Genomic DNA, 16088 nt, shown 5'->3' on the forward strand with positions numbered 1-16088 from the left:
CGTAGCGCGTCGGACGAGAAACGTCAAACCCAGCTTAGCGTTCGAAATAGGTGTAGCCGCGCATGCCGCTTTCGAACGCGTCCATGATGTGGCGGCGATCCTTGGCGGAGATGGCGTCGTTGCGAACGGCGGTTTCGGCCAGCTTGCGGATGCGGCGGATCATGTTCTTGGGGTCGTATTCCACATAGGAGAGGACATCGGCGACGGAATCGCCTTCGAGCTCGCGGGAATAGTTCAGGTGTCCTTCGCGGTCGACCTCTACCGTAATCACGTTGGTGTCGCCAAGCAGGTTGTGCAGGTCGCCGAGGGTTTCCTGGTAGGCACCCACGAGGAAAACGCCGAGGTAGTATTCCTCGTCCGTCAGGTTGTGCAGCGGCAGCGAGTCGCGCGTGGTGTGCTGGCCGACGAAGCGGTCGATCTTTCCATCGCAATCGCAGGTGATGTCCGCCACCACCACTTCGCGGGTCGGTTTTTCATCGAGGCGGTGGATCGGCATGACCGGGAAGAGTTGGTCGATGGCCCAGACATCGGGCAACGATTGGAAGAGGCTGAAGTTGCCGTAGTAGATATCGGCCAGCATGGCGGGAAGTTTGCGCAGCTCGTTGGGGATGTAGTCCATCTGTTCGGTCAGCTTCGCCACGCGGGTTATGATGTGCCAAAAAATGCTTCCGGCCAGCGCGCGGTCGCGCAGGGTCATGGTGCCGCGTTTGAAGCGTTCGTGGATCTCGTCGCGGTAGTAGAAGGCGTCGTGGAAGCATTCCTGCGCGTTGCGGAGGCTGACCACCTTCACCACGGCCATCAGGTTGTGCAGCAACTCATGGGCGTTTTCGGGTAGTTCGGTGGGCAGGTCGCTGATCTCGAAACGGCTTTCGTCGAGAATGTTGAAAAGCAGGACGGAATAGTACGCCACAGTGGCGCGGCCGGATTCGGTGACGATGTCGGGGTGGGGAACTTCGGATTCCGCCAGGGTGCTCGCGAGGTTTTCCACGATGGCCACGCAGTATTCGTCGAGGTTGTAGTTGCGGCTGGCCTCGGTGTCGCCGTGCGACCCGTCGTAGTCCACCGCCAGGCCGCCGCCGAGGTCGAGGATGCCCATGGGTGCGCCTTCGTTCACGAGGCCGATGTATACCCGGCAGGCTTCCACCACCGCTTCGCGGATGTCGCGGATGTTGGGGATCTGGGAGCCGACGTGGTAGTGCAGCAGCTGCAGGCAGTCGAGCATGTCGACTTCCTTCAGGCGGTCGACCAGGTCGCACACCTGCGAGGGGTTGAGCCCGAACACACTGCGCTCGCCGCCGGAGTGGTTCCAGTGGCCGGACGCCTGGGTGGAGAGCTTCAGCCGCACGCCGATGTTCGGGGCAATATCCAGCGTCTTGGAGCGGTCGATGATCAGCTCGAGTTCCGAGGGGGTCTCCACCACGAAGATGCACTGGAGTCCCATCTTGCAGGCATAGAGCCCGAGCTCGACGAACTCCTCGTCCTTGTAGCCGTTGCAGATCAGATAGGCCTCGGGGTCGTGCATGTAGGAGAGGGCGGCAATCAGCTCCGGCTTGCTGCCGGCCTCCAGGCCGTGGTGGTAGCGGGCACCGAATTCGGTGATCTCCTCCAGCACCTGCTGCTGCTGGTTGACCTTGATAGGGTAGACGCCGCGGTAGTGGCCCTGATATTCAAAATCCTTGATTGCCCGGCCGAAGCCCTCGTGCAACAACTTGATGCGCGAGTCGAGGATGTCGGAAAAACGCAGCAGCACCGGCATGTCGAGCCCGCGGTCGGTCAGCCCGTCGACAATCTTGCGCAGGCTCACGCCGATGCCGTTGCCGTGCGGGTGCACGATCACTTCGCCGGCATCGGACACGCTGAAATAATCCGCGCCCCAGTTCTTGATGCCGTAGATATCCGCCGACTCCTCGGTCGACCACGTTGTAGAATCCGTTTTCAAGAGCGTCGATATAGGGGTATGCCGTCTGTTTTGGAAGATAATTATGATAAAAAAAGAGGCAAAAAGCCATCAGCCCGCCAGGTGCAATCCCGGCGGGAGCGCCTCGCCGAAGGCCTGGTCCTGCTCTTCGGCATCCAGCAACCCGCCGGAGCGCACGAGGGTGGTCAAACGGCCGGAGGCACCGTGTTCGTTCAGCCAGGTCACGATGTCGGTGCGGGTGTCGTCCGACACGTCGCGGTAGCGGTCGCCCGTATGGCGCGCAAGGTGCATCAGGGCAAAGGCCACCTCCTTCTTTTTCCCGTGCAACTTCATCAACCGCCCGGCCCAGTTTTCCGCCGTATCCGCCGGGACGACCGTGTTCAGCGGGCCATGGTTGGGGACGCGTGCGCCGATGCGGCCGAGCGCCCAGACCGCGGCTCCGTTCGAGATGGACGCCCCCTTGCGCTCCAGCCAGGTCAGCAACAGTTCGCCCAGCATTGTTTTCTTGGAGGCCGGCAAGCGCTCCAGCGAACCGAGCAGGCGCCACACCTCCGCGCTCTCGTGATCGCCGAACTGGAAATTGCTTAGCTTGGCCGGCTTTTGCCCGGCGGGTTTGAGGATGCGGCTGCTCCACTGCTTGATCAACGGATTGGCCAGTTCCAGCTGCTGGTGTTCGGTCAGTCCGCCGGCCATGCGCCGCCATAGGATCCACCATTCCGCGCGGCACATTTCGTTGCGATGGTTCGCCACGGCATCCTGCTTGATCCGCCACGCATTCGCCACGCGCCAGTCGTCGGCGGCAAAGCCATAGCCCGGGCGCAGGGCATAGCCCAGCAGGTTGAGCCAGCGCGCCTCCAGCGCCGGGCTGGCTTTCCGGCAATCCGCCAGCGGCAGCACCTCCTCGAACCACCGGCGCAGCAGGGCGGGCGGCCATGCGCTGCGCTCCAGCCCGGTATTCGCTTCGAGTTGGCTTAGCAGTCCGTTGGGATCGGCCGTGCGCCCCGGCCCCAGCACGGATTTAATGACGCCCGCGCTCGAAGCGGCCATCGATTCGTCCATCACACCCGCGCGGTTGGCGGTGTCTTCCTCCACCGCGCGCTCCGTTTGCGTGGCGGCGCGCGCATCGAACTGCAGCCGCCATTCGCGGTTGCCGTCCTTTTCGGCCAGCCACACCTCGATCGTTCCGATCTCGGTCAGTCGCGCATGAAGCTGCACGGCAACCGTGTCCGCCTTTTTTTTCTTTCCGGTATTGATGACGGTCTTGATCGAAGGCATCGGGCGCATGGTTGCTTCGTCGATCGGCAGCAGGTCGCCCGGTTGGTCGGTGGTGCGGGTTCCGGACGTATAGAGCGGGAATTCGACCGGCTTGCGGATACGGAGCTTGAAGGTGCGTTTTTGCAGTTGGACGGTTTCGCCCTCCTCGAGCCCGGCCGGCAACAGGCAGACCGCCGAAGGCTCGCCATGATCCACCCCGATGCCGAGATAGTAGGTGCGCGCCAGGCCGCCGGTGATGCGCGTGCCTTGGCCGCGGCGCACGCGGCCATATTCCGCCGCGCCGCAGGCCACGGCCAAGTCCAGCCGGTCGGCCCGCAGCACTTGCGGTTTCCAGTCGAGCGCCTTTTCCAGCACCTCCAGCAGGCGTTCGCGCAGCACCGCCGATTCAAAGAAACCGCCGTTGAAAAGAATATGGTCCGGGCGCACGTCCCCGTGCTCCGCAAGGAAGGCCGTCAGGTAGCGCGTAATCGCGGCGTCCGGCGCATACGGCAGGCCGAACTCCTGGAAGCCGGATTGCCGGACGCTCGGTTTTTCGTTGGCCGCAACCTGCGGAAGGAACCCCTCGACCAGCAGGCGCAAGGCCTCCGCGCGTTCCAGTTCAACCCCCCGGCTTCCGCCCACCACGCTACGCCCGCGCGCAGGCAGCTGGATGGAATAGCTCTCCGGCGCATCGGTGCCGAGCAGTATTTCCTTCGCCTGCTGGCAACGCCGGACCAGCACGCTCCAGACGGCGGGGGCCAGCTTTCCGCCGCCGAGCTTTTGTTCCGCGTGGTGCGCCAGCGCCAGGTCGAGGTTGTCGCCGCCGAGCAGCAAATGTTCGCCCACCGCAATCCGGCGGTAGGCGAGTTCGCCGTGCTTGCCCTCTTCGGTTTCGATCAGGGTCAGGTCGGTGGTGCCGCCGCCGATGTCGCACACCAGGATGGATTGCCCGGCCTGCATGCCGTCGGCCTCGCGATGTTCGCGCATCCAGGCATAGAAGGCCGCCTGCGGTTCTTCAAGCAGGCAGAGCTTGGGCAGGCCGGCGTTGCGTGCGGCCTCGACGGTTAACTCGCGCGCCACTTCGTCGAACGAGGCCGGCACGGTCAGCACCACATCCTGCTCGGCGAGCGGTGCGTCGGGGCGGGCATGGTCCCACGCGCGGCGAATATGTTCGAGGTAGCGGCGGCTCGCTTCGCAGGGCGACAGTTTCTTTACGTCGTCCGCGCCGTGCCACGGCAGCAGCTCCGCCTTGCGGTCGACCCCACCGTGGCTCAGCCACGATTTGGCCGAAACCGCCAGCCGTCCCGGCACCGCCGCGCCATGGTCGCGCGCCAGCACGCCCACGATCGGGTGCTCCTCGTTTTCGAATTCGCCCTTGGCCGGCTCGTAGTGGAACGACGGCAGCGAATCGCGCGCCTCCACCGTGCCCGGCGCCACCAGCTGCGGCACCGGGAAAACGGCGGCAACAGAATCTTCCTGCCGCATGTCGATGTAGGCAACCGCCGAGTTGGTCGTCCCCAAATCGATCCCCACAACAAACCGTGCTTCCGAATCAGTAATCATGATTTGTTAACCACGGATAAACGGGAGGGGGATTGACCGCGAAAGAACGCAAGGAACGCAAAGATTTCAACTGCTCGGTTTTTGCGTTCTATGCGTTCTTTTGCGGTTAAATAATTCGTTCGCCTTGCCGTTTTCGTGGTTCCTCCTCTAATTATTCCTGCTCGTCGCGGACGCTGAATTCGAGTTTCCAGCGGTGGTCGGTGATGGTGCTGACGCACCAAAGCTCGAAGATGCCGAGTTCGGTGACACGCGATTCGAAGCGCACGGGAATGTAGCCGCCGCCGTCCTCGACGCCTTCTGCGGCGGGGAGCTCTGCCTCGAGCGAGTCGGTTTCCTGCAGCTCCTCTTCGCTCCACGAGGCGAGCATATCGCCGGGTTGGTCCTGCTTGCGGACGGCGGAGCTGAGTACGCGGAAGTGGGCGGGCTCGCCGGTCACGAGCCCGAACGAATCGCCGGGGACTTGCAGCTCGGAGCCTTCCTCCATGCCGGCGGGCACCACGCAGAACGCATGGAGCGGGCGCGGCGCGCCGGGGATGGCGAGGCCGGCGGTTTCGATGCCGAGATAGTAGGCGCGCGCCGTGCCGCCGCGGATGCGGACGCCGCCGCTGTGTTTGGCCGCCGCATAGAACGCGCCGCCGGTGGCCACGGCATGGTCGAGGTCTTCGTTGCCGTCGAGCAGCTGCGGCGCTTGGCCGAACCACGAGCCCATCAGTTCCATCAGGCGGTTCTTGAAGATTTCGGATTTGAAAACGCCGCCGTTGAACAGCACGTGCGTCGGGCGAACCGATGCACCGCCTTCGGCGTGCATGCCGAGGAAGGCCGCGAGGTGGCGGGTGATGGCGGTGTCGTGCTCGTAGGGGAGGCCGAGTTCGCGGAAGCCCGAAAGCTGCGCGCGCCGCGGGCGGTCGTCCAGCCCGCAGGTCGGGAAAAAGCCTTCGAGCAGCGCGTCGGAAATCTGCCGGCGGTTGAGATCGACCGAAATGTTTCCGCCGATCACCTTGCGGCCGCGACCAAGCACGGTGACCGGGTGCGTTTCCGCGCCGGCGGGATCGAGCAGGTTTTCCTTGGCCTGGCGGCAGGCGTGCCATAGGGCGGTCGATTGCCAGGCATCGACCTGCACGCCCTGTTCGGCGAAGGCCTGCTGGGCCATGTGCGCGGTGAACAAGTCCATGTTGTCGCCGCCCACCAGGATATGGTTGCCGACCGCGACGCGGCGCAGGACCAGATCGCCGTCTTCGTCTTCCACCCGCACGAGGGTAAAGTCGGTGGTGCCGCCGCCGACGTCGCAGACGAGCAGGGTATCGTCCTTGCCGAGTTGCTTGCGCCAGTCGTTGCCGACCTGGGCGAGCCAGGCATAGACGGCCGACTGCGGCTCTTCGAGCAGGATGAAGTGTTCGGGCAGGGCGGCCTCCTTGGCGGCGAGGCTGGTTAGCTCGCGGGCGGAGGCGTCGAACGAGGCGGGTACGGTGAGCACGATTTGCTGTTCGGCAAACGGCGCGTCCGGGAATTGTTTGTTCCATGCGCCGGCGAGATGCTGGAGGTAGCGCTTCGAGGCTTCGACCGGCGAGCATTTTTCAACGTCGGCCGGGGCGCCCCATGGCAGGATGGCTTCGTGGCGGTCGACGCGGCTGTGGCAAAGCCACGATTTGGCGGCGGCGACGGTGCGGCCGGGCGCTTCGGCGGCGCGGCGCCGCGCCCATTCGCCGACGTTCCAAGTTCCTTTTTCGGTGCCGATATGCAGGAAGGACGGCAGGGTGGTGCGTCCTTCTTCGGTGGTTTCGTCCACCAGCTGGGGAATGGCGAGGCATTCGACCGGCGCGTCGTCGTTTTCGAGGCTGCGGTAGGCCAGCGCCGAGTTGGTGGTTCCAAGGTCGATTCCAATGGCATATTTCGAGTTCATGTAGGTAGTCCTCCTCCGCAAATGCGGAATGGCTATTAAGAATGATTATTTATTAACCGCGAAGGAACGCAGAGAACGCAAAGAAAAGGTTCTGTGTGTTTTGCGTTCCTTGCGTTCTTTTGCGGTTAAAAAGTTACAGTTCGACTTCGGCGGGGGCGACGATTTTGGCGGAGTCGTCGGAGCCCTGCCAGACGGGCAGGTCGAGTTTGGTGGCTGTCCAGCCCGGATGCATCAGCTCGCCGGAGTAGGGGGCTTCGCCGGCCACGTTGCCGGTCAGTTTGAAGGCGGCGGCATCGAACCCGGCGGGCACGGTGATTTTCGAGCCTTCGTCTTCAGTGCGTAGCGGCTTGAGCGCGAAGAGGCGTTCGAGCACCTTGCGGCTGTCGGCCTGGATGTCGCGCACGGCGGCGGCGACCTGCTGGTCGGTGTAGCCGTCGAGCGGCTCCATCAGGAAATCGACGAGGCGCGCCTCGCGCTGCAGGGCGGCGAGCAGGGTCAGCGCCTCGCTGCGCGCCGGTTGGGTCGCAGGCGCGACCACTTTGGGTGTTTCCACCGCCGGGGCGCCGGATTTCAATGTGGCGAAGAAGGCCTTGAAGGCCAGTCCGAGTTTGTTCATGTCTAATAGTCTCCAGAAAAAAATATTCATGGGCACTGCGTGTGCCGGGAAGTCGCCACGGTAGGCAATCCTTTCGCGATGTAAAGCGTAACGTTGCGTTTTATGTTCGGAATCCGGGGTGTTTCCGGATTTTGGGAGGGGGAATTAGATGCGGTAAAGCATTGCCTTTTGAGGGTATTTCGGAGACATTCCCGCGCAATTGTTTGGAGAATTTTCGATGAAGTACGTGGTTTTGGTTGGAGACGGGATGGGCGACTACCCCGTTGAAGCGCTAGGCGACAAAACACCGCTGCAAGCGGCAGACTGCCCGATGATCCGCAAATTCGCGGCGCTGGGCGAGACCCGCATGGTGCAGACGGTTCCCGAAGGCATGCCTCCGGGAAGCGATGTGGCCAACCTGGCCTTGCTCGGATATGACGCGGCGAAAAACTATACGGGCCGCGCACCGATCGAGGCCGCCGGGGCGGAGATTCCGATGACCGCGCAGGATGTGGCGTTCCGCTGCAACCTGGTGACGGTGACCGAAGACGGGATCATGGATGATTATTCCGCCGGGCACATTACCACGGAAGAGGGGCAGGCGCTGGTGCGCTCGCTTCAGGAAACGCTGGGGCGTGAAGGGTTGACCTTCCATCCCGGCGTGCAATACCGCCATATCCTGGTTTGGGATGGCGGGCCGGCGACGTGCGAATGCTTGCCGCCGCATGAGATCTCGGACAAGCCGGTGGAAGGAAACCTTCCGGCAGGGGATCGGCAGGATGAAATCCGCGAACTAATGGAACTATCGAAAGCGGTGTTCGCGGATCATCCGGTTAACCAAAAGCGTATTGCGGAAGGAAAAAAGCCCGCAACGCAAATCTGGCTGTGGGGGCAGGGACGTGCCATGCAGCTGGAAACCTACAAGGCCCTCTATGGTCTGGGCGGTGGAGTGATTTCCGCGGTCGACCTTTTGAAGGGCATTGCAAAACTGGCCGGTTTGGAAGCGCCCGACGTTGAAGGTGCGACCGGCTTCCTGGATACGAACTACCAGGGCAAAGTGGAAGCGGCGCTCGAGATATTGGAACGGGAAGACTTTGTCTTCGTCCATATCGAAGCGCCGGATGAATGCGGGCACATGGGTGACGCACAGAAGAAGACCTTCGCGATCGAGGAGTTCGATGCGAAGGTATGCAAGCCGGTCTTCCAATGGTTGGAGGAACGCGGCGAGGCATATACGCTGATGCTGTGCACGGATCACCGCACGCCGGTCGCCCTCAAGGGGCATACCCCGGAGCCCGTTCCCATGTCGGTCATGAAAGGACCGGTGGGAGAGCAAGACGCGCAGGCTGCGTTCGACGAGTATGTCAACGCCGGAGATGCACAGTGCATGGCCTGCGACTGGATACAGGAAATACTAAACACGTCATCCGATTGATGATGGAAGAATGGATTTTTGGACACACGGATTTTTTAACACTGCCGCAGGAGGCACTGAACCACCCATTTTAGAACAAAGACGAATCCGATAATCCATTCTTCCAGCCCGTTCGGATGCGAAAGGACTGGAAATTGAGCTTAATCAAGAAAATCGCTTCCGTGTTCGGCAAGAAGGACGAGCCGAAAAAGAAGGAAGCCGCGAAACAAAAGAACGAGTCGTCCTCGGGCAAGAACACCACCCCGGTTAAACCCCATCAGGAAGAGTGGCGGCCCGGACAGAAAAAGACCGCCGCGAAGCGCCGCAAACCGCAAGGGGAGGGGCCGGTCAAAAAGAAGCCGCAAGGTGGCCCGGACCGCCCGCCGCGCGAAAGGAAACCGGAGAAAAAGGAGGCTCCGCCCTTCCAGCTTTCCGCCGAGGAGCAGGAGCGCATGACGGAGTTCCGTCCCGAGGAGGAAGATCGGCGCATTGCATATGAAAAGCGTCTGAAGCAACGTTGGGCCGAAAAGCACGGCGTTTCCGAACGGCCGCCGCGCAAGAAGCGCGAACCCCGCCAGGAGGGCGAAAAGCGCGAGCGCAAGCCCCGCGAACGCAAGGAGCGCGAACCCCGCGAGGAAAACCAGTTCCAGCCGTTGCCGAAGCAGGAACCGAAGCCTCGCGCGGTCGAGGTTCCGTGGGATCCCGCCGAGTTTTCCGTCGAGCCCGAGGAAGGAAAGATCCGTTTCCACGATCTGGATCTTCATCCGCGCCTGCTGCACAGCATCTACGAGTTGGGCTGGAAGTATGCCACGCCGATCCAGGGCGAAATCCTTCCCGGCACGCTCAAGGGCCGCGATATGGCGGGCCGCGCCCAGACCGGCACCGGCAAGACCGCCGCCTTCCTGATCTCGATCATCAACCACTGCCTCAACAATCCGTTGCCGAAACAAAGCATCGGATGCCCGCGCGCGCTCATCATTGCACCGACCCGCGAGCTGGCCATGCAGATCGCGGTGGATTCCGATGGGCTGAACAAGTTCACCGGCCTGCGCACCGTCGTGCTTTACGGCGGCATGGACTACAACAAGCAACAGCGCGAGTTGGAGGACGACCAGATCGACATCGTTGTCGCCACGCCGGGCCGCCTGCTCGATTTTGCACAGAAGAACGTCATCAAGCTCGGCTTCACCGAAATCATGGTGATCGACGAGGCCGACCGCATGCTCGATATGGGCTTCATCCCTGACGTCCGCCGCATCATCTACAAGACGCCGGCGAAGGAAAAGCGCCAGACCGTGCTCTTCAGCGCCACGCTCTCCGACGATGTGATGCGCCTCGCGGCGGCCTGGATGGTGGATCCCGAACGGATCGATATCGAGCCGGAGCAGGTGGCCGTTGATACGGTTGACCAGAAGGTCTTCATTGTGACCGACGACCAAAAGTTCCAGCTGCTCTACAATATCATCAAGAACGATGCGCCCGAGCGGATCATCATCTTCACGAACCGTCGCGACCAGGCCGAGCGCCTTTCCGAAGACCTCGACCGCTACGGCCACAAGTGCGAGATGCTTTCCGGCGCCGTTACCCAGAAAAAGCGCATGCGTATCCTTGAAGATTTCAAGGCGGGCAAGGTGAAGGTGCTGGTTGCCACCGACGTTGCGGGGCGCGGCATCCACGTTGATGGATTGAGCCATGTGGTGAACTTCAACATTCCGGAAAACCCGGACGACTATGTGCACCGTATTGGGCGTACCGGCCGCGCCGGGGCGCTGGGGCAGTCGATTACCTTCGCCTGCGAAATGGAATCGTTCGAGCTGCCGAAGATCGAGGAGCTGCTGGGCATGGATCTCAAATGCCTGATGCCCACGGAAGAGCTGCTCGAAGAACTTCCGCCCGCTCCGCCGCGCAAGCGGCGCCCGCGTGCGACGGGCGGGCAGGGGGCCGGTCGCCACGGAGCCCGCAGCGCCCATGGCGGCGGACAACGCCGGCACAGCGGCGGCGGTGGCCAGCACAGAAGCGGCGGGAACCGCTCCTCCCGCTAAACCGGATCGTTGCCAAAACCGAAAAGCCCCGCCATCGAGCGGGGCTTTTTGTTTTCTATCTCAGGCTACTTCTTCGACCAGGGGGGCCGCGCGTTTTCTTTCTTTTCCCGGGAACCTTTTCCTCGGTCTCTTGCTTGGTTTTCCTGGCCCCTCCCCATACATTGGTGGCGCCGCCGGCCACGGAGTCGAGCGTATTCATTCCCAGGGAACCAATCCCTTTGAGGGCGTCCCCGGCAAAGCCGGTTGTGTTGCCCACGGCGTTGATCATTTCTTCATAGAAGGAGTCGAAGATTTGGGTCGAAGCTTCCGTTGCGCTCGCGCCACCTTTTTCTTTCCCGATGTCTTTCAGTTCAGGGATCGGTACGGGCACCGGAATGGCGGGTAGGGCGGACAGTTTGGCGTATACAATGCAACCGTCGATCACCACGCGCTCAATGATGACTTTCTGTTCTTTGTCCTCCGTCTCTTCGCCGGAGGCTTCTTCAATGGCTTCGACCACGGTGTCGGCCCCCTGGTCTTTCATGTATTCGCCGCGGCGCATGGTTGCCTGCTCGATCTCTTCCTTGAGCGTTTTGACGTTGTCCTTGAGGATATGCCGTTCATAGCGCACCCGCGGTTTGGTCAGGAGGATGTCCTCGATCAGCAGTATGTCGGATTGGATGGTGTCGGGATCCATGTCGATTCGGAACGTTTCCAGCTGAAGCAGGTTGCGGCGCGAAAAGTCGGGAGGGTTGGATACGCGAAGCCCGTCGATGTATAGCACGCCTTTAAGCGGCTCGAGCGAGAGGTGGTTGAACGCGACCAGGGTCATGGGGGCGTCCGGATCGGCTTCCGCTTCTTCGGTGTCTTTGCCGGATAGCGGATTGAACTTGCCTAGGGAAACCTTGTCCATTGGGTTGAACTTGCCCAGGGAAACCTTGTCCATTGGGTTAAGCTTGCCCAGAGCCATGCCGAACCGCGCTTCGTCCGCAGTGTTCGTTCCGGGGGGGAATTTCAGGTTGACGGCCAGGTTGGTAATAATGAGCTGATGGAGCACAACCGGTTGTTCTGCGAGCGGGATGGGATCGGGCTTTTGTTCGGTTGCAGCGGTTTGGGCTGGGGGGGCTTCAGCCGCCGCAGTTGCACGTTCATCGGTTTCCGGCACAAATTGCATGAGTTGTGTTTGGAGCATGGCCACGTTGCCGCTCTCCTCGGTCTGCTCGAGGTTGACCGTTGGGGTGTCAATGAGAATGAGGTCGATTACCGTTTGGTCGGTAAACAACGACGCGGGGTCAATCTGGATATCGATGTTGGCCAGGTGAACCAAGTTGGTGGCCAGGAAGCCCGGTACGTTGGGCACCGTGATTCCCTTGAACTGCACGTTCCCCTCGACGAGTTTAACCGAGATGGCTCCGATCCCGGCGAGCATGTGCGGTTCATCGGGAATGTTGTTGGTCGGGGTGGTGTCGAGGAGTTTTACCTGGATGTCGTCGATCAGCAGGTTATGCAGCTCGATGGGGGCCGGGGCATCGGCACTTGCAGGTTCTTCCTTGACGGGTTCCGGTTCTGTTTCCGGTGCGGGCTGGGGAAGCTCGGGGACGGGGTAGGTTGGAAGCCGCTCGATGAAGCCATTGGCAATTTTCATGAATTCACCGACCGTGTTGGCTTCCTTGTTCAGTTCGAGGAATGCATATGGCTTGACCACTTGTAGATCTTCAATCACCAGTGTGTCGGCCTTGAGCGATTCCGGTGCCAGCTTGACCTTGATGCCCTCCAGTGAAAACACGTTAGGGGTTGCCAGGCGTTTCGGGTTGGTGAAAAAGAGGTTGTCCAGGCTGATGGTGCCCTCTTCCAGGGCAACTGCCAGTTGCTCCAGCCCCAGGTGCACGCTCAACTGAGGATCGCCGATGTTGACCACGTGGACCTGCACGTCGTCGATCGTTATCGATTCGAGAATGACTTCCGGCGGCGGGGGAGGTGGTTCTGTTGGCTCCGCTTTTGCGGCTGCGATCCCGTTGGTTGCCGAGGTCTTCGGTGCGTTGGTCGGAATTTTGGCAACCAAGCCCGAGGCGATCTTCAGGAATTCGTTCAGGGTGTCGGTCTCGGGATTATGTTCCACAAACGCATGCGGCTTGCTGATGTTGACGGCATGGATGGTGATATTGCTGGAATAGACGGAGCCTGGTTCGAGCAGGATTTCAAGTTGTTCGAGGGAGAGCAGGTTGGGCGTTTCAAGACGACCGGGGTTGCTGACGAAAAAGTTGCCGAGCTGTACCGTGCCATTGGTCATGCTCACCGAAAGCTGTTCGAAGCCCATGCTGAGGTCGAGCTCTTCATCGTCTGTGTTGGCCAGATGGAACTGCACATCGTTGATGACGAGCGATTCGACCACGACGATCCTGGGTTCTTCCCCCTTGTTCTTCTGGGCCTTCTTCTCGGCTTTTCTCTTTGCTTTCGCCTCTTTTTTCGGATCCGGCGGAGGAGGTGGTGCGGCAGGGTCGTAACCGACGAATTCCTGGATGCTTAGAATGAACTCTTGAATGTTGTCCGAGGCGGAGCTTTGTTCATAGATGAAGTGGGGGCTGTTGATCTGCACCCGGTGCACCACCACCGTTTCGGTGAAAATGGAGCCCATGTCGATGGCGATGTCCAGGCTGGCCAGCGATACCGCGTTCGACTGGCCGAAATCTTCCGGGTTGGCGATCGTGAACCCCGCGAGGTGGATCGTGCCCTTGCGCGGATTAATGGAAAGCTTTTCGAGGCGGACATCGGTTCCCAGCGCCGTCGGTCCGATCTTTTGCACCACCAGCTTGAGGGTCGGCCCCAGCCAGAAGAGCAGTACGAGGACTATGGCCAGCAGCACTGCTCCGAGCGCACCCAGGAAAATCTTGATCGCCTTCTTCACTTTCATGCCACTCCATCCCTTTCAATCCTATCCAGACTGGAAACCATACCGCCTCAATCCTGTGTTTGAAAGTCGAACCCACCGAAAACCTGCAATTCCAATAACAAATGGGGCGTGGGATTGGGTGGAGACGACACGCGGCTCGTTCGGGGCCATCGACGACCATTTGCGGTTCATCCCAGCCTGTATCAGGCGGTGTAATTTTTTGAACTTTCCCGCTTGCACCCCCATCCCGGCATAGGTATGTTCCACCACCTTATTTCACAGTAACGCTCGGGTGGTGAAATTGGTAGACACGCAAGGTTGAGGGCCTTGTGGGAGTTAAATCCCGTGTGGGTTCGAATCCCACCCCGAGCACCATTTTTATGCCGTTTTTCTTTTGGAAAGCGGCTTTTTTTGTGTTTTGGGGTGTCTACGTTTTGCCTACGCTTGACATTTCCCGATATAGCCGATATATAAGGATTCATGGCTATTTATAAACGTGGTGATAAATATTGGATCTCAATCTACCGGGGCGCTGGGAAGCCGCGGAAGTACCTGCCGGCTGGCACCGATTGCCGTGAAACTGCACTGGCGATGGAAGCCATGATTAAAACCGCCATGAACGGCAATATGGCGAGGGATCGGCTGTATGAAGCCATTGACTCGCTTATGGGCTGGAACCAGGTTCCCGGCGTTATTGTGGGCGATCTATGGGCCACCTATTTGAAGACAAAGCCAACAGTCGGGCCGCACACGATGCGGCAGCGTGAAAGCCTGTGCCGGAAGCTTTCGGATTGGCTGACCGGAAAGTATCCGGCAACCAAGGAGCTTCATCAGATTACGCCGCAACAGGCGTTTGAATTTTCGGATTGGTTGCTGGAGGAAAAGGGCGGCAAGGGCAAGACGCACAACAACCGGATCGGTAATCTCAAAACGGTATTCAAGGCGATCCAGGTGCGGGCGAATATCAATGAAAATCCATTCGGGTTGCATGGCAAGATGAGCGAGAGTGACAGCGTCCACGGCAGGCCGTTCACCGATGCGGAGCAGGCGGCAATCTTTGCGCGGTGTTGCGAGGTTGGAAAGGATTGGTTGGCGATCTGTACCGTGTCGAAGTATTCGGGCGCCCGGTTGAAAGACCTTGCCCAGCTAAAATGGGATCAGGTCACACAGAAGCATATCGACATCACGCCGGCCAAAACGAAAAAGCATGGAATCCGTGCACTAATCCCGATCCATGTCAATGTGTCGAAGGAGCTTAACATGCTGGATCGGTCGGGGGAATATGTTTTCCCGACGTTGGCGGCGCGCTACCTGGAGAACGATCGATCGGAAAGCGGCTTTATGGAAGACATCATGAACCCCATCGATATTGATCGGGAAGGCGCACACATCACGTTTCATTGCTGGCGGCATACCTTCCGCACCATGATGGCCGCAGCGAAGGTGCCGGCGGATGTTGCCATGAAGATTGCCGGCTGGACGAATGAGGAAACCGCCGAGCTCTACAACCATGATTTCAGCCAGATGCAGGAAGCGATTGACGCGCTGGAATAAAACGGGAACCCGCAGGGAATGCCCCTACCGCGCTGGCTTCGCCGCGCCCGTGCCAAAAAGGAAGCCGACCACCACGTTTATCGTGTAGCCGAACCATTGCGGCAACACAAAGCCTTCGGCGGTGATTACCTCGGATTCCTTGCCCCACTTGATCAAACCCCAGAGGAGCGATTTTTGTGGGACATGTTCAACGATTGAAACCGGGATTTCGGAAAAGAACGCCACCAGCAAAAGACCACCGAAGCCAATCGTAAGAATCATAACGGCGGCGAACTTGCGTATCCAAGGGCTCGACCGCTTCGCCGCCGCATCGGCCAACCCGGAGGCATGGCTATTGGCCTTCATGGCCTGCTCGGCAAGCTTGAACGTGTTGGCTTGCTGGTTTGCCTGACCCTTCATCAGGAAACCGATAATGCCGGAGCCGACGCCCGCAATGAGTTCCCACGGCATCACGCGCCGCCTTTATCGATTTTCTGCCGAATGGTGTCGAGCGCCTGCTTTCCGGTGACCAGCACGGTTACCGTGATCAGGCTACCTAGAAAGGTCTTGGCTTCGAACACCTCGGAACCGGCTTTGAACATGATGGCCAGATCCAGCCCGAACGCCATGCCAACCACAACAAACGCCATGATTTTCGAGAGGGTGACTCTAATTGTGTTTTCAATCATTCCGTGTTCCTCCGTGTTTGCCACGAGCTCCGTCCGACGATCCGCCTCGGCCACCATCTCGTGAATGTGCTTTGCGGAATCCATGCCTTCAGCCCCGCTTGTCCAATGTTTGCTTCAAAATGCTATTCAGCGCCGGGCAGTGCTCGGCATGGTCGGAGATGGCCTTCTGTATCTCGTCCTTTGTCTTGATCACCGCCGTCTGCACTTCGGTGCGTACCACCAAACGAACCACGAACGCATTGCAGGTGATGATCGCCGACGCCGCCGCCACACTTCCCCCAATTACCGCCACTACTTCCGCAATCGTCATC

11 protein-coding genes and 1 tRNA gene are annotated in these 16088 nt (G+C 60.3%); 4 read left to right on the forward strand and 8 right to left on the reverse strand.

From position 1 onward, the window contains the following. Positions 1-34 precede the first annotated feature (34 nt). From speA to E9954_RS16220, 4 genes are all read right to left on the reverse strand, one after another. Entirely contained in the window at positions 35-1939 is a 1905-nt protein-coding gene (speA, locus tag E9954_RS16205) for a biosynthetic arginine decarboxylase (RefSeq protein WP_136080352.1), read from the reverse strand. A gap of 69 nt (positions 1940-2008) precedes the next feature. Then, a complete protein-coding gene (locus tag E9954_RS16210; RefSeq protein WP_136080353.1) occupies positions 2009-4735 on the reverse strand; it encodes a hsp70 family protein in 2727 nt (908 codons plus the stop codon). A gap of 151 nt (positions 4736-4886) precedes the next feature. Further along, a complete protein-coding gene (locus E9954_RS16215) occupies positions 4887-6635 on the reverse strand; it encodes an Hsp70 family protein (protein ID WP_136080354.1) in 1749 nt (582 codons plus the stop codon). A 133-nt stretch (positions 6636-6768) separates the two neighbouring features. After that, the gene (locus tag E9954_RS16220; protein WP_168442328.1) at positions 6769-7251 is read right to left on the reverse strand and encodes a DUF2760 domain-containing protein; all 483 of its coding nucleotides are present in this window, start codon (positions 7249-7251) and stop codon (positions 6769-6771) included. Positions 7252-7468: 217 nt separating this feature from the next. On the opposite strand from E9954_RS16220, the gene E9954_RS16225 reads away from it, so the two are divergent. Further along, positions 7469-8665, forward strand: coding sequence for a cofactor-independent phosphoglycerate mutase (locus tag E9954_RS16225; protein WP_136080356.1), 1197 nt, complete (start codon positions 7469-7471; stop codon positions 8663-8665). Positions 8666-8799: 134 nt separating this feature from the next. After that, positions 8800-10686 (forward strand): DEAD/DEAH box helicase, encoded by a 1887-nt coding sequence (locus tag E9954_RS16230; RefSeq protein ID WP_168442329.1) that lies wholly within the window; start codon positions 8800-8802, stop codon positions 10684-10686. Positions 10687-10741: 55 nt separating this feature from the next. Here the strand turns inward: E9954_RS16230 and E9954_RS16235 are convergent, their stop codons facing one another. Beyond that, the gene (locus tag E9954_RS16235) at positions 10742-13576 is read right to left on the reverse strand and encodes a hypothetical protein (RefSeq protein ID WP_136080358.1); all 2835 of its coding nucleotides are present in this window, start codon (positions 13574-13576) and stop codon (positions 10742-10744) included. Positions 13577-13841: 265 nt separating this feature from the next. On the opposite strand from E9954_RS16235, the gene E9954_RS16240 reads away from it, so the two are divergent. After that, positions 13842-13930, forward strand: a tRNA-Leu gene (locus E9954_RS16240). A gap of 105 nt (positions 13931-14035) precedes the next feature. After that, the gene (locus E9954_RS16245; RefSeq protein ID WP_136080359.1) at positions 14036-15109 is read left to right on the forward strand and encodes a tyrosine-type recombinase/integrase; all 1074 of its coding nucleotides are present in this window, start codon (positions 14036-14038) and stop codon (positions 15107-15109) included. Between the two features lie 24 nt (positions 15110-15133). On the opposite strand, the gene E9954_RS16250 is transcribed toward E9954_RS16245, so the two are convergent. The 3 genes from E9954_RS16250 to E9954_RS16260 are packed head-to-tail and all read right to left on the reverse strand — an operon-like array spanning position 15134 to position 16087. Then, positions 15134-15559, reverse strand: coding sequence for a hypothetical protein (locus E9954_RS16250; RefSeq protein WP_136080360.1), 426 nt, complete (start codon positions 15557-15559; stop codon positions 15134-15136). After that, positions 15559-15861: a hypothetical protein gene (locus E9954_RS16255; protein ID WP_136080361.1), complete on the reverse strand. Its 303-nt coding sequence runs from the start codon at positions 15859-15861 to the stop codon at positions 15559-15561. The genes E9954_RS16250 and E9954_RS16255 overlap by 1 nt, the downstream gene beginning before the upstream one ends. A gap of 4 nt (positions 15862-15865) precedes the next feature. Next, positions 15866-16087, reverse strand: coding sequence for a hypothetical protein (locus E9954_RS16260; protein WP_136080362.1), 222 nt, complete (start codon positions 16085-16087; stop codon positions 15866-15868). Between the last annotated feature and the right edge of the window lies 1 nt (position 16088).

The sequence above is a fragment of the Pontiella desulfatans genome (assembly GCF_900890425.1).
Lineage (GTDB): Bacteria > Verrucomicrobiota > Kiritimatiellia > Kiritimatiellales > Pontiellaceae > Pontiella > Pontiella desulfatans.